Consider the following 13,295-nt stretch of genomic DNA (forward strand, 5'->3'; position numbering starts at 1 on the left):
CCTCACACCGTGATCGCGATTGGCTGCGTGCCGTTCGCCAATAGCCGTTTGATTTCCGGCACACAGGAGCCGCATTGCGTACCGCAACCCAACTCCTGCTTCAGCCCACTCAGGTCCAGGCCCCGGGCAATGCCGGCGCAGACCGCGTTTTCGCTGACGTTCTTGCAGTTGCACAACGTCTTGTTGCTGGTGGAACCACCCCCCGGTGGCGCACTCAATGGCGCCAGCAGCCAACGTCGTAACGTGTCATCGGTGCGGCCTTCCAGCCACAGGCTTTGCAACCAGTGGCGAGCCAGGGTTTCGCCGGCCAGACGGATTGCGGTGATACGGCCCTTTTCAATTTTTACCCGCTTGCCAATGGAGCGCCGCGGGTCGTCGTAGGCCATGACCGGACCGTCATTGAGGCCCAGCAACTGGTCAATCTGCTTGAGCAGCTCAAGTGCAGGCGCCTCGTGATGCGCCGCACGAATCAGCAGGGCAGGCCGCTCGCGCCCGGTCAGGCTCAGGCTGACGTAGGCAAAGTCCTCACACAGCGGTCGCAACGCTTCGAAGTGTTGCTGCACATCGCCCTCGATCAGCGCAAACAAGTGCCAGGGCAGTTGCACCGCCTCCAGGCGCACGCCGCTATGTTTGAGTTCCGGCTGCTTGGACAGCGGATCGAACGCCGGCTGGGTCAGTGCATTTACGCCGCCTTTGAGAAAGCGGTCGCCCCAGTGCATCGGCAGGAACGCCTGGCCGGGACGCACGCTGTCATCATTGCCGACGGCGACAATCACGCTGCCTCGCCGACTTTTCAGGTTGATCAGGTCGCCTTCCTTCAAACGATGCCGGCGCAGCTCGTCCGGGTGCAGGCTGAGCAACGCTTCACTGACATGCCCGAACAGCTGCGCAGCGGTACCAGTGCGGCTCATGCCATGCCATTGGTCTCGCAGGCGCCCGGTGATCAGGGTCAGAGGGAAGCGCGCGTCACGCTGCTCCTTGGCGGCGCGATAAGGGTCGGCGACAAAGTGCGCCCGGCCAGTCTCCGTAGGGAAAATCCCGTCGGTGTACAGCCGTGGTGTTCCGCTCACCGCGTCGGCCGGGAAGGGCCATTGCTGGGGGCCGATCCGGTCCAGCAGGGCGTGACTGATACCCGAGAGGTCCAAGTCGCGACCGCGGGTCAGCAATTTGTATTCTTCAAAGATCTGCGCGGGTTGCTCAAAGGCAAAAAGACCCGGTTTTCCGGAACGAAGACGCCGCTCCAGGCGCTGGGCAAAATCCACGGTGATTGCCCAGTCCGGCCGCGCCTCTCCTGGTGGGACGATGGCCTGCCGGACGTGGGAAATGCGCCGTTCAGAGTTGGTGACCGTCCCTTCTTTCTCGCCCCAGCTCGCTGCGGGCAACAACAGGTCGGCGAAACGCGCTGTCTCGGTTGTACGAAAGGCTTCCTGTAGCACCACGAACGGACATGCCTCCAAGGCCTGGCGTACGGTGTTCTGGTCGGGCAGGGATTGTGCGGGGTTGGTGCAGGCGATCCACAGGGCCTTGATCTTGCCAGCCTGCATCTGTTCAAACAGTTCGATGGCTGTGAGCCCGGTGCTGGCGGGAAGTTGTTCTACACCCCAATACGCAGCCACTTCTGCCCGATGTTCAGGATTGGCAGCCTCGCGATGGCCCGGCAGCAGATTCGACAAGCTTCCTGTTTCCCGTCCACCCATGGCATTCGGCTGACCCGTCAGGGAGAAAGGTCCACAGCCAGGACGGCCGATGGTGCCGGTCGCCAAATGCAGGTTAATCAGCGCACTGTTCTTTGCGCTGCCTGCGGTGGACTGGTTCAGCCCCATGCACCACAACGACAGGAAGCTCGCCGAGGTGCCGACCCATTCTGCGCACAGCCGCAATTGCTCGACACTGATCCCGCACAGCTGCGTAACCATCTGCGGCGTGTAGTCGTGAACCAGGCGTTTGAGCTCCACCAGGCCGTTGGTGTGGGCCTGGATAAAGTCGCGGTCGATCCAGTTTTCCCACAACAACAGGTGCAAGATCCCATGGAACAACGCGACATCCGTACCCGGCAGGATCGCCAGGTGCAGGTCCGCCAGGTCGCAGGTGTCGGTGCGCCGGGGATCAATCACCACCACCTTCATCTGTGGCCGACGAGCCTTGGCTTCCTCCAGGCGTCGGAACAACACCGGATGTGCGTAGGCCATGTTACTGCCGACGATCATCACGCAGTCGCTCGACTCCAGGTCCTCATAACTGCAGGGCGGCGCATCAGCCCCCAGGCTGCGCTTGTAGCCGACCACCGCCGAAGACATGCACAGCCGCGAGTTGCTGTCGATATTGTTGGTGCCCACCAGCGCTCGCGCGAGTTTGTTGAAGCTGTAGTAATCCTCGGTCAGCAACTGCCCGGATATATAGAACGCCACGCTGTCCGGCCCGTGTTCGGCGATGGTTTCGGCGAACACATTGGCCGCGTGTTCTAAGGCGGTGTCCCAGTCAGTGCGGGTGCGGGCCAGGCCTTTGCCCAACCGCAGTTCCGGGTACAACGCACGGGCAGCAAGATCGCCAGTCAGGTGCAGGCTTGCACCCTTGCTGCACAGCTTGCCGAAGTTGGCTGGATGGCTCGGGTCGCCACTGACGCCGAGGATCTGCGAACCATCATGCTCGATCAGCACGCCGCAACCGACCCCGCAGTAGCAGCAGGTGGACGCGGTGGTCTGGCGGTTCATCAACCGGCGTCCCGCAGGGCCAGCATCACCCGGCCGTTTTCCACACGGGCCGGGTGGTGATGGGCGCAGCCGACGTCCGGTGCCTGGGCTTCACCGGATTCCAGGTCGATCTGCCAGTTATGCAGCGGGCAGGCCACGCGCTTGCCGTAGATCAAGCCTTGGGACAACGGGCCACCCTTGTGGGGGCAGCGGTCGTCGAGGGCGAAAACTTCGTCGTCACTGGTACGAAAAATCGCGATGTCACCTTTGGGCCCGGTGATGATGCGCGAGCCCAGGGCGTTGATTTCTTCAAGGGCGCAGATATCCAGCCAGTTCATGCCGGCACCTCCAGCAGTTTGACGGGGATGGTGTCGAATTCCTTTTTCAGCAGCGGCTGTTCCAGGCGTTCTTTCCACGGGTCCTGTTCAAATGACAGGGAGAATTGCAGGCGGTCATTGAGCGCCTGGCGCCGCGCCGGGTCTTCCAGGACGGCCTTCTTGATGTGCTCCATGCCCACCCGTTGCAGGTAGTGCACGGTGCGCTCCAGGTAGAAGGCTTCTTCCCGGTAGAGCTGTAGGAAAGCGCCGTTGTATTCGCGCACCTCTTCGGCGGTTTTCAGCTTGACGAAGAACTCGGCGACTTCAGTCTTGATCCCGCCGTTACCGCCGATGTACATCTCCCAGCCCGAATCGACGCCGATGATTCCCACGTCCTTGATCCCCGCTTCCGAGCAGTTGCGCGGGCAGCCGGACACTGCCAGCTTGACCTTGTGGGGCGACCACATATTGAACAGGTCATGTTCCAGCTCAATCCCCAGCTGTGTGGAATTCTGCGTACCAAAGCGGCAGAACTCGCTGCCCACGCAGGTCTTCACGGTGCGGATGGATTTGCCGTAGGCATGGCCGGACGGCATGTCGAGATCCTTCCATACTCCGGGCAAGTCCTGCTTCTTGATGCCCAGCAAGTCGATACGCTGCCCGCCGGTGACCTTGACCATCGGCACGTTGTACTTGTCGGCCACATCGGCGATGCGCCGCAGCTCTGACGGATTGGTCACACCGCCCCACATCCTCGGGACTACCGAATAGGTGCCGTCTTTCTGAATATTGGCGTGGGCCCGTTCGTTGATCAGGCGCGATTGCGGATCGTCTTTCGCCTCGCCGGGCCAAGTGGAAATCAGGTAATAGTTGAGTGCCGGGCGGCAGGTGGCGCAGCCGTTCGGGGTGCGCCAGTTCAGGTAGCTCATGGTGCCGGCGATGGTCAGCAGGTGCTGGTCGCGGATGGCCTGGCGGATTTGCCCATGGTTGAGGTCGCTGCAGCCGCAGATGGCTTTTTCACTTTTGGGTTTGACGTCGGCCGCGCCGCCTACGGTGTTGATCAGGATCTGTTCCACCAACCCGGCGCAGGAGCCGCAGGAGCTGGCGGCCTTGGTGTGTTTTTTCACGTCGTCGACGCTGAACAGCCCGTGTTCCTGAATCGCCTTGACGATGGTGCCCTTGCACACGCCGTTGCAGCCGCAGACTTCAGCACTGTCGGCCATGCTCATGGCCTTGTCCTGGCCCTGGTGACCTACATCGCCGATGGCGTTTTCGCCGAACATCAGGTGATCACGGATCTCGCCAATGGAATGGTTCTCACGGATCTGCCGGAAATACCAACCACCGTCAGCGGTGTCGCCGTACAGGCAGGCGCCGACGAGGATGTCGTCCTTGATCACCAGCTTCTTGTAGACGCCGCCAATCGGGTCGGAAAGGGTGATGGTTTCGGTGCCTTCGCCACCCATGAAATCCCCGGCGGAGAACAGGTCGATGCCCGTGACTTTCAATTTGGTGGAGGTCACCGAACCCTGGTAACGCGCGAAACCCAGCTGGGCGAGGTGGTTGGCGCAGACCTTGGCCTGTTCGAACAGCGGCGCCACCAGGCCATAGGCGATCCCGCGATGGCTGGCGCATTCGCCGATGGCATAGATGCGCGGGTCGTAGGTTTGCAGGGTGTCGTTGACCAGAATCCCACGGTTGCACGGGATGCCGGATTTTTCCGCGAGCTCGGTATTGGGGCGGATGCCGGCAGCCATCACCACCAGGTCGGCGGGGATCACATCGCCATTCTTGAACTGCACCGAGCCGACGCGGCCGTTGCCGGCTTCATGCAGCGCCTGGGTTTGTTCCTGCAGGCGGAACACCAGGCCACGGCTTTCCAGTTCGGTTTGCAGCAGTTGACCGCTGGTTTTGTCCAGTTGCCGCTCCAATAGCCACTCGCCGATATGCACCACGGTCACGTGCATGCCGCGCAGCATCAGGCCGTTGGCGGCCTCCAGGCCCAGCAGCCCACCACCGATCACCACGGCGTGCTTGTGGGTCCTGGCGGTGTCGATCATGGCCTGGGTGTCGGCGATGTCGCGGTAGCCGATCACACCCTGCAACGTATTGCCGGGGATCGGCAGGATAAACGGCGTGGAACCGGTGGCAATCAGCAGGCGATCGTACTCGGCCTCGCTGCCGTCTTCGGCGATGACTTTGCGTTTGACCCGATCGATCTGCACCACTTTGCGATTGAGCAGCAACTTGATGTTGTTATCGAGGTACCAGCTCAAATCGTTGAGAACGATCTCTTCGAAGGTCTGCTCACCGGCCAGCACCGGCGACAGCAGGATGCGGTTGTAATTGGTGTGGGGCTCGGCGCCGAAGACGGTGATGTCGTACAGGTCGCTGCTCAGCTTGAGCAATTCTTCAAGGGTGCGAACCCCGGCCATGCCGTTGCCGATCATCACCAGTTTGAGTTTCTTCATGTCGTTCTCCGCAGTGGCTCGACAAATCGTGCGCAACAAAAAAAGGCGTCCCCGCTAGGTAAGTAGCGAGGACGCCTTTGTCCTGGTCCCGTTCTCTCGGGAAGCTCGACCTTCGACGTTGAAGGTGCGGCTATATGTGTGTTGATGGAAAAGTTAATGCAGTGGTTGTGCCAAGTGGCGGTTTGGCCGGGTTTGTTCGGTCTGGCGCCGATGGCTCGAGATATTTCGCCTCTTAGTGGTGCAACAGCCAGTACAACAGCACCAGATTGATCAGCAACGACAGCACGGCCAGCGTCTGCCAGACCTTCAGCGGTTCGCGCTCCAGCAGCGGTTTTGGCCGAATGTTCAGCTCGCGGCGGTCCGCCTGCTCTAATACCAGCAACCATTCCTCGGCGGTTTCATAACGTTGCTCGGGTTGCGCGGCGACTGCGCGCTCCAGACTTTGTTGCAGCCAGTCGGGCAGGTCGGGGCGGTAACGGCTGGCGCTGACCGGCGTGGTGAATCTGGGGCGCTGGAAAGCTTCGATTTCGCCGTAGGGATAATGCCCGGTGAGCAGGTAATACAAGGTCACTCCGACGCTATACAAATCCTGTTGCGGGGTAGGGCGTTCGCCGTTGAAGGCTTCCGGGGCGATAAAGCTCGGCGTGCCAGGCAGCAGGTGCGCGCGATCCTCGGAAAGCCCGGGGCAGTAGGCCAGGCCGAAGTCCAGCACGCGCAATTCGCCGTCTTCCCCCAGCAGCAGGTTTTCCGGCTTGATGTCGCGGTGCAGGATCTGCCGGCGGTGCAGCAGCCCGACCGCGCGCAACAGGCGTTCGGCCAGGGACTGCCACTGCGCCAGGGGCAATGGGCCCTGGTGCTTGAACAGCTCAGCCAGGGTTTGCCCGGCGTATTCACGCATCACGTAGTACAAATGCTGACGACCGCTGGCGGGATGGACTTCAGGAAAGGCACGGCCGGCGACGCGGCGCAGGAACCACTCCTCCGACAGCAATGCCTGGGCGGCGAATACGTCATCGTCATGGCTGACCGGCAAGGTTTTCAGCAGCCAGGCCTGTTGCTGGGCATCGCGCACCCGGTAGAGCAGGGATTGGCGGCTTTGCCCCAGCAGCGTTTCCACCTGCCAGCCTTCGAAACGTTGGCCGACTTTCAACGGCGGCGGCAGCGGCCATTGCTGCAACTGCACCAGTGCATCACCCAGGGTGGCAGCGCCGAGCTGGTCGACGCGCACCAGCAGGGCGCTGGCATTGTCCTGACTGCCCGCGAGGTGCGCAGCGCTGACCAAGGTGTTTACCGCCAGGTTCAGGTCCGACTGTTCCCGCAGGATTGCGCTGATGCGGGTGTCATCCAGGGTCGCCCACACACCGTCGCTGAGCAGCAGAAAACACTCGCCGGCCCGCAACTCGCCGTCGAGGAAATCCAGTACCAGATGTTGATCCAGGCCCATGGCGCGCTTGAGCACATGCTGCATGCCCGGTTGCTCCCACACGTGCTCTTCGCTCAGGCGCTGCAACTCGCCATCGAGCCAGCGATACACCCGGCAATCACCCACATGGGCCAGGGTGAAACGCTGGCCGCGAAACACCAGGGCGCTCAGGGTAGTCAGCAACGGCTGGCCGCCGCCGTTGGCTTGCAGCCAGCGGTTCTGTGCTACCAGCAAGCGTTCCAGGGCCTGGGCCACCCCCCAGGTTTGCGGCGTGGCGTAGTAGTCCAGGGCCAGGGCCTGCAAGGTCGAACGAGCAGCCAGTCCGCCATCGGCGCATTGGCTGACGCCGTCGGCGATGGCGCACAGGTAGCCTTTGCTGGCGGCCAGCTCCGGGGCCGGCGTAACCAGGCGCAAGGCGTCCTGGTTTTCCTGCCGAGGGCCGGTGGCGCTGGCTTGGGCGAAGCTCAGTTGCAGGCTCATCAGACCCGGGCAGCCGTCACCGCTGCCGAGCCCCAGGTGGTTCTCCAGCGACGCTTGACGCCGTACAGGCCGAACCACGCCAGCACGCCCAGGCTGGCGAACAACCACAGTGCCAGTTGATAGCTGCCGGTGCTTTGCTTGATCGCGCCCATGCCCGCCGCCAGGGCGAAACCGCCGATGCCGCCGGCCATGCCGATCAGCCCGGTCATCACACCAATCTCCCGATGAAAACGCTGGGGCACCAGCTGGAACACGGCGCCGTTACCCGCACCCAAACCGAGCATGGTGCAGACGAAAAGCGCCAGGGCGGCGTAGGAACTTGGCAGGTTGAAACCCACCGCCGCGATACAGATCGCGGCCACGCCGTACATGCCGAGCAGGGTGCGAATCCCGCCGAAACGGTCGGCCAGGGCGCCGCCCAAAGGCCGCATCAGGCTACCGCCGAACACACAGGCGGCGGTGTAGTAACCGGCTGTGACCGGGCTCAAGCCGTATTGGTCGTTGAAGTAGCCGGGCAGGGCGCTGGCCAGGCCGATAAAACCGCCGAAGGTCACACTGTAGAAGAACATGAACCACCAGCTGTCGCGGTCGCCCAGGGCCTTGAAGTAGTCGGCCATGGACTTGGCTTTGGGCCGTTGTGGGGCATTGCGGGCGAGCCAGGCGAAGATGATCAGGGTCAGGATCAGTGGGATCAGCGCAAAGCCGAACACATTGCTCCAGCCGAACGCGGCGGCCAGTACGGGGGCCAACAAGGCTGCGAACACCGTACCGGAGTTGCCGGCGCCGGCGATGCCCATGGCCTTGCCCTGATGCTCGGCGGGGTACCACTGGGACGCCAGGGGCAGCGCGACGGCGAACGAGGCGCCGGCCATGCCGAGGAACATGCCCAGCAGCAGGGCTTGTTCGTAGCTGTGAATCCCGAGTTTCCAGGCGCCGAAGAGGGCGCAGATGACGATCACCTGACCCATCAGGCCGGCGGTCTTGGGGGAGAGCTTGTCGGCGAGCATGCCCATCAGGAAGCGCAGCACTGCGCCGGCGAGGATCGGCGTGGCGACCACCAGGCCGCGTTGTTGGGTGGTGAGGTGCAGGTCGGCGGCGATTTGCACCGCCAGTGGGCCTAACAGGTACCAGACCATGAAACTCAGGTCGAAATACAGGAACGCGGCGAACAGGGTTGGGGTGTGGCCGGATTTCCAGAAGCTTGATTTCATCACGCACCTCAGCGGTAAAGGGGTCTTATGAGAAGGCCTGGTGATGGAACGGCTGTGGCCGCCCCACCGGCCCCGGGCTATGGGGCCAAAACGAAAAAACGCCGCCACCGGGTTCGCGAGGGCAAACCGGGTGTGCGACGTCTTTGTCGTGGAGGGGGCAACCGCCGTTGGCTACCTGTGGGGATTCTTTAGCAAGAGGTGGGCCAACAGGCATTGGGTTTTGTGTACATATCCGTTGCTGCGGTAACGGCTACTTAGGGTTCCGCTCTTACAGCGGGTCACTTTTGGCAAACGCCCCAAAAGTAACCAAAAGGTCTTTGCCCCACCACTCGGTGCCTCGCTTAGGCTCGGCATGCCCGCACTCCGGCCCGGTTCCGCGGGCCGCCGCGACGGGCCATCCATGGCCCGGCGCGGCTAAATCGGCTTCCCTGCCGATTTACCCGCTCCACCGTGCCTGCTTGCGGCCATCGTGGTTGACGGGGCCCGCAGATCAAAATCAAAAGCAAGAGCACAGCGGCCTCCCGGCCGGCTTGAGTGTTAAAAGCAAAAGCAAAGACCAGAGCGAAAACAGATCTGCTTTTCTGTGGGAGCGGGCTTGCTCGCGAAAAACTTGAGGGCGCCGCGTTCATTCAGGATGCCCGCGTCATCGTTAACGACCTTCGCGAGCAAGCCCGCTCCCACATTTTTTGGACCGTGCCCGCTTTAGATTTTGATTTTGCTCTTCAACACTCAAGCCGGCCGGTAGGCCGCTGTGCTTTTGCTTTTGATCTTGATCTTGATCTTAGGCGCCCCGTTAAACCACGCTGGCCGAACGCAGGCAGTACGGAGCGGGTAAACCGGCAGGACGCCGGTTTAGCCGCGACGGGGCAGGGACGCCCCGTCGCGGCGGCCCGCGGAGTAATGCCGGAGTGCGGGCACACCGAGCATTAGCGAGGTGCCGAGTGGTGGGGCAAGAGCGTTTTGCTTACTTTTGCGCTGTTCAAAAGTGAGCCGCTGTAAGAGCGGAACCATAAGCGGCCGTTACCTAAATAACGGATATACACCCCGACCCCCCCTCACCCCAACAACTCACTCATCGCAATAATCTGCTCCGCCACCTGAATCAGCTTCTGCTGCCGACTCATCGCCTGACGCCGCATCAGCGTGTAGGCCTCGTCCTCATTACACCCCTTCATTTTCATCAGCAGCCCCTTGGCCGTTTCAATCCGCTTACGCTCCGCCAACTGCTGATCCCGCGCCTGCAACTGCGCGCGCAGGGCCTGGTCACTCTCAAACCGTGCCATCGCCACATCCAGAATCGGCTGCAACCGCTGCGCCTGAATCCCCTCCACAATGTAGGCACTGACCCCAGACTTGATCGCCTGACGCATCACCCCAGGATCATGCTCATCGGTAAACATCACAATCGGCCGCGGCTGGTCGCGGCTGACCAGTACCACCTGTTCCATCACATCACGCCCCGGCGATTCGGTATCGATCAAAATCACATCCGGGCGCACCGCCTCAACCCGCGCCGGCAGGTCAATCGTCAGCCCCGACTCATCGATCACTTCAAACCCGGCCTCGGTCAACGCGGCCTTGAGCCGCCCAACCTTGCGCGGCGTGTCGTTGATCAACAGGATTCGCAATATAAGATCCTCCTGTCAGCGCAAGGCCTGGCGACTGGAAACGTCGGCCATGGCGTGCAGGCGAAAGCTGCGGGCATACCCGGCCGGGTCCGAACCGTCCCAGACCTTGCCGTCGATCAGCTGGCTGCTGCGCATGGCCTCGCCTCCGGCAGGCACCCCCACGGCGCTGGCCGCCTGGCGATAGATATCCAGTTGCTGCACGCGGCGGGCAGTACCGAGGTAGTCCGGGTCTTCCCGCAGCAACCCCCAGCGGCGGAACTGGGTCATGAACCACATGCCATCGGACAGGTAGGGCAGGTTGACCTCGCCGTGGCCATAAAAGCGCAGCGCGTGGGGATCCTGCCAGTGGTTGCCGAGGCCGTCGTCGTAGTTGCCCAGCAGCCGCGGTTCGATGCAGTCCAGCGGCGCGTCGAGGTATTGCGGGGCGCTCAGCAGGTGCGCGGTGGAGCGGCGGTTCTCGACACTTTCCTCGATAAATCGGCTGGCTTGCAGAATGGCCATCACCAGTACCCGGGCGGTGTTGGGGTATTGCTCGACAAACGCCTGAGTGCAACCGAGGACCTTCTCCGGATGGTCCGGCCAGATCGCCTGGGTTGTCGCCAGGGTGAAGCCTTGATTTTGCTTCACTGCACTGGCGCACCAGGGCTCGCCAACGCAGAACCCATCGATACGCCCGGCTTGCAGGTGCGCAACCATTTGTGGCGGTGGCACCACCACACTGTCCACGTCCTGCAGCGGATGGATGCCCTGACTCGCCAGCCAGTAATACAGCCACATGGCGTGAGTGCCTGTGGGAAAGGTCTGGGCGAAGGTGAGTTTTGTTCGGCTTTGGTGCACGCGACGATCCAGTGCCTCAGGACTGGTCACCCCCAACTGTTGCAGACCACGGGACAGGTTGATGCTCTGGCCATTCTGGTTCAGGCCCATCAGCACTGCCATGTCGGTGGGCGCCACGCCGCCGATGCCCAGGTGCACGGCGTAGATCAGGCCGTACAGGCTGTGGGCGGCGTCCAGTTCGCCGCTGACCAGGTTGTCCCGCAGGCTGGCCCATGACGACTGACGCTTGAGGTTCAACGTCAGGCCATAGGGCTGCGCGAAGCCCTGGGTGGCGGCGACCACCACCGAGGCGCAATCGCTCAGGGCCATGAATCCCAGGTTGAGGCTGCTCTTTTCCGGGGCATCGCTGCCGTTGACCCAAGCCAGGGGATCACTCATCAATACGTACCTTTCATAAAAAAACGCCGCTCCGTCGGGCCACACACAGGAGGGGCCCGGGGTAACGACGTCTGTGTCCTTGAGCCCGTTCCGCCGTTGGCGCGGGCTGCGATAGACAAGGCAAAGCAAGGCACATGCCACGACGCGCGCAGGATGGGCGGGACGTCAGCTTTCCATCAGGATTGAAACTGGCCTGCCTCGCAGTATGGCCGCTCTTTCAGCCCGGGCCATGCAGGCATGTTCATCCACCTTCCCCGTTTTTCGACGCTGCTTTTCTGCCTCGTGTTGTTGGGCAGCCCCTGCGCGTTCGGGGAGCCGTACCAGGCTCGTGATGAGAGCCTGCACACTTTTTTTACCGCGCTGTCATTGCCGCTGGGGCAACCGATCGTTGTCAGTCAGGCGGCGGCGCGCAAGCGCATCAGCGGAGCGTTCGATTTCGATTCGGCGCAACCGCTGCTGGAGTCCGTCGCCCGGCAGCGGGGCTTGATCTGGTACAGCGACGGCCAGGTGCTTTACCTCTACGACGCCGACGAGGCGAAAAGCTCGGTGGTGACCTTGCGGCACATTTCAGTGGATATCCTGCGCGGGTTCATGCGCCGCTCGGGGCTCGACGAGGCGCGCTACCCACTGCGGGCGAGTGGGGCGCGGATGTTCTATGTGTCCGGGCCGCCGAACTATGTCGACCATGTGTTGCGCCTGGCGCAACTGATGGACCGCCAGCGTGCGGAACTGCGCATGGGGCCGCAGCGGATCGGGGTGGTGCAGGTACTCAACACCCACGTTGCAGACCGCGAGTACGAGATGGGCGACAGAACCATCACGGTGCCGGGCATGGCATCCATGATCGAAAAACTGCTGGCTGTCGAACAGGAGAGTGTCCCCCAGGGGCAATCCGGATTACTGGGCGACACCGATATTTCGGTGCTGGCCTACCCGGACACCAACAGCCTGTTGATCAAGGGCAAGCCTGAGCAGGTGAGTTTTATCGAAAGCCTGGTGGCGGAACTGGATGTGCCGAAGCGCGCAGTGGAGGTTTCATTGTGGTTGGTGGATGTGGACCGCGATGAGCTCAAGAAGCTGGGCGTGGCCATGCATGAAGGCTCCGGCGAGCCTTCCGCAACCCGGGTCATGGCGCCCGTCGATGACGACGCCTTCATGAAGCGGATCACGGCACTGGAGCCGCGTCGGCGCGCAAAGGTCACGGCGTTGCCGGTGATTCTTACCCAGGAGAATGTGCCGGCGGTGTTCAACGATAACCAGACGTTCTATCTGCCCCGGCCAGGTGAGGACAGCGATGAGTGGCAACCCGTGGTTTATGGCACCCAGGTCAGTGTTTTACCGCGCTTTGCCGAGGCGGGCGAAATCGAGATGTTGCTCACCATTGAGGATGGCCGCCAGTTGGGCAGGGCCGGCAATCGCGACAAGCGCTCGGCAGCGGTGGAGCGTGTGGGAATCAGCAGCGTGGTGCGTGTGGCGCCGGGCAGGCGGCTGCTGGTGGGGGATTTTCAGCGTGATGCCGGGTCGGCCTTGTCCGGACGTTACTACGGACCTATGGCTAACAGTGTGCGGCTGTTTGTCATTCAGGCGGCGGCACTTGGGAATGCTGTGCATACCCGTGCAGAGCCGGGGCAGGCACCGCCGCTGACACCCTCCCAGTATGAACAGGTGAAACGTGCATTTACCCGCCGGGGTGCGGGATAAAACCGCCGTTGTTTCTGTGCGGGGTGGTGCCGAAAAGTCCTACGTAGTCTGTCTGGAAAAAAACAGTGCATGGGGGCTTTTGCCTCTCCTATACCGAGGGTGAGCTTTTTATAGTCGCGATTTTTCGGGATAACCAGTGTTGGAAATGAGGGTGAGTTG

The 13,295-nt window shown here is 62.2% G+C and carries 8 protein-coding genes; 1 reads left to right on the forward strand and 7 read right to left on the reverse strand.

What is annotated here, in order from left to right:
* Positions 1–2 precede the first annotated feature (2 nt).
* The 7 genes from NVB75_RS28250 to NVB75_RS28280 all read right to left on the reverse strand — a co-directional run bounded on the left by NVB75_RS28250 (position 3) and on the right by NVB75_RS28280 (position 11,435).
* On the reverse strand, positions 3–2,711 hold the full coding sequence (locus tag NVB75_RS28250) for a nitrate reductase (protein ID WP_258344323.1): 2,709 nt from the start codon (positions 2,709–2,711) through the stop codon (positions 3–5).
* Positions 2,711–3,028 (reverse strand): nitrite reductase small subunit NirD, encoded by a 318-nt coding sequence (gene nirD / locus NVB75_RS28255; protein ID WP_063032355.1) that lies wholly within the window; start codon positions 3,026–3,028, stop codon positions 2,711–2,713. Before nirD ends, NVB75_RS28250 begins: the two co-directional genes overlap by 1 nt.
* Positions 3,025–5,478, reverse strand: coding sequence for a nitrite reductase large subunit NirB (nirB, locus tag NVB75_RS28260; RefSeq protein WP_258344324.1), 2,454 nt, complete (start codon positions 5,476–5,478; stop codon positions 3,025–3,027). The genes nirD and nirB overlap by 4 nt, the downstream gene beginning before the upstream one ends.
* A 232-nt stretch (positions 5,479–5,710) precedes the next feature.
* On the reverse strand, positions 5,711–7,381 hold the full coding sequence (locus NVB75_RS28265) for a bifunctional protein-serine/threonine kinase/phosphatase (protein ID WP_258344326.1): 1,671 nt from the start codon (positions 7,379–7,381) through the stop codon (positions 5,711–5,713).
* Complete coding sequence (locus tag NVB75_RS28270; RefSeq protein WP_258344328.1) at positions 7,381–8,592, reverse strand: NarK/NasA family nitrate transporter; 1,212 nt, start codon at positions 8,590–8,592, stop codon at positions 7,381–7,383. Before NVB75_RS28270 ends, NVB75_RS28265 begins: the two co-directional genes overlap by 1 nt.
* Before the next feature lie 1,055 nt (positions 8,593–9,647).
* Positions 9,648–10,223, reverse strand: a complete 576-nt coding sequence (locus tag NVB75_RS28275) for an ANTAR domain-containing response regulator (RefSeq protein ID WP_258348771.1) — start codon at positions 10,221–10,223, stop codon at positions 9,648–9,650.
* Positions 10,224–10,235: 12 nt separating this feature from the next.
* Positions 10,236–11,435, reverse strand: coding sequence for a CmpA/NrtA family ABC transporter substrate-binding protein (locus tag NVB75_RS28280; RefSeq protein WP_258344329.1), 1,200 nt, complete (start codon positions 11,433–11,435; stop codon positions 10,236–10,238).
* 237 nt (positions 11,436–11,672) lie between these two features.
* Here NVB75_RS28280 and sctC point away from each other — a divergent pair, with 237 nt between their 5' ends.
* The gene (gene sctC / locus NVB75_RS28285; protein WP_258344330.1) at positions 11,673–13,136 is read left to right on the forward strand and encodes a type III secretion system outer membrane ring subunit SctC; all 1,464 of its coding nucleotides are present in this window, start codon (positions 11,673–11,675) and stop codon (positions 13,134–13,136) included.
* Positions 13,137–13,295 lie beyond the last annotated feature (159 nt).

The organism is Pseudomonas sp. CBS (assembly GCF_024734645.1).
Lineage (GTDB): Bacteria > Pseudomonadota > Gammaproteobacteria > Pseudomonadales > Pseudomonadaceae > Aquipseudomonas.

What these genes read in the sequence shown, in the direction of transcription:
- sctC (WP_258344330.1), top strand. Translation starts at nt 11,673, where the DNA reads ATGTTCATCCACCTTCCCCGTTTTTCGACGCTGCTTTTCTGCCTCGTG.
- NVB75_RS28250 (WP_258344323.1), bottom strand. Translation starts at nt 2,711, where the DNA reads ATGAACCGCCAGACCACCGCGTCCACCTGCTGCTACTGCGGGGTCGGT.
- NVB75_RS28270 (WP_258344328.1), bottom strand. Translation starts at nt 8,592, where the DNA reads ATGAAATCAAGCTTCTGGAAATCCGGCCACACCCCAACCCTGTTCGCC.
- nirD (WP_063032355.1), bottom strand. Translation starts at nt 3,028, where the DNA reads ATGAACTGGCTGGATATCTGCGCCCTTGAAGAAATCAACGCCCTGGGC.
- NVB75_RS28265 (WP_258344326.1), bottom strand. Translation starts at nt 7,381, where the DNA reads ATGAGCCTGCAACTGAGCTTCGCCCAAGCCAGCGCCACCGGCCCTCGG.
- NVB75_RS28280 (WP_258344329.1), bottom strand. Translation starts at nt 11,435, where the DNA reads ATGAGTGATCCCCTGGCTTGGGTCAACGGCAGCGATGCCCCGGAAAAG.
- nirB (WP_258344324.1), bottom strand. Translation starts at nt 5,478, where the DNA reads ATGAAGAAACTCAAACTGGTGATGATCGGCAACGGCATGGCCGGGGTT.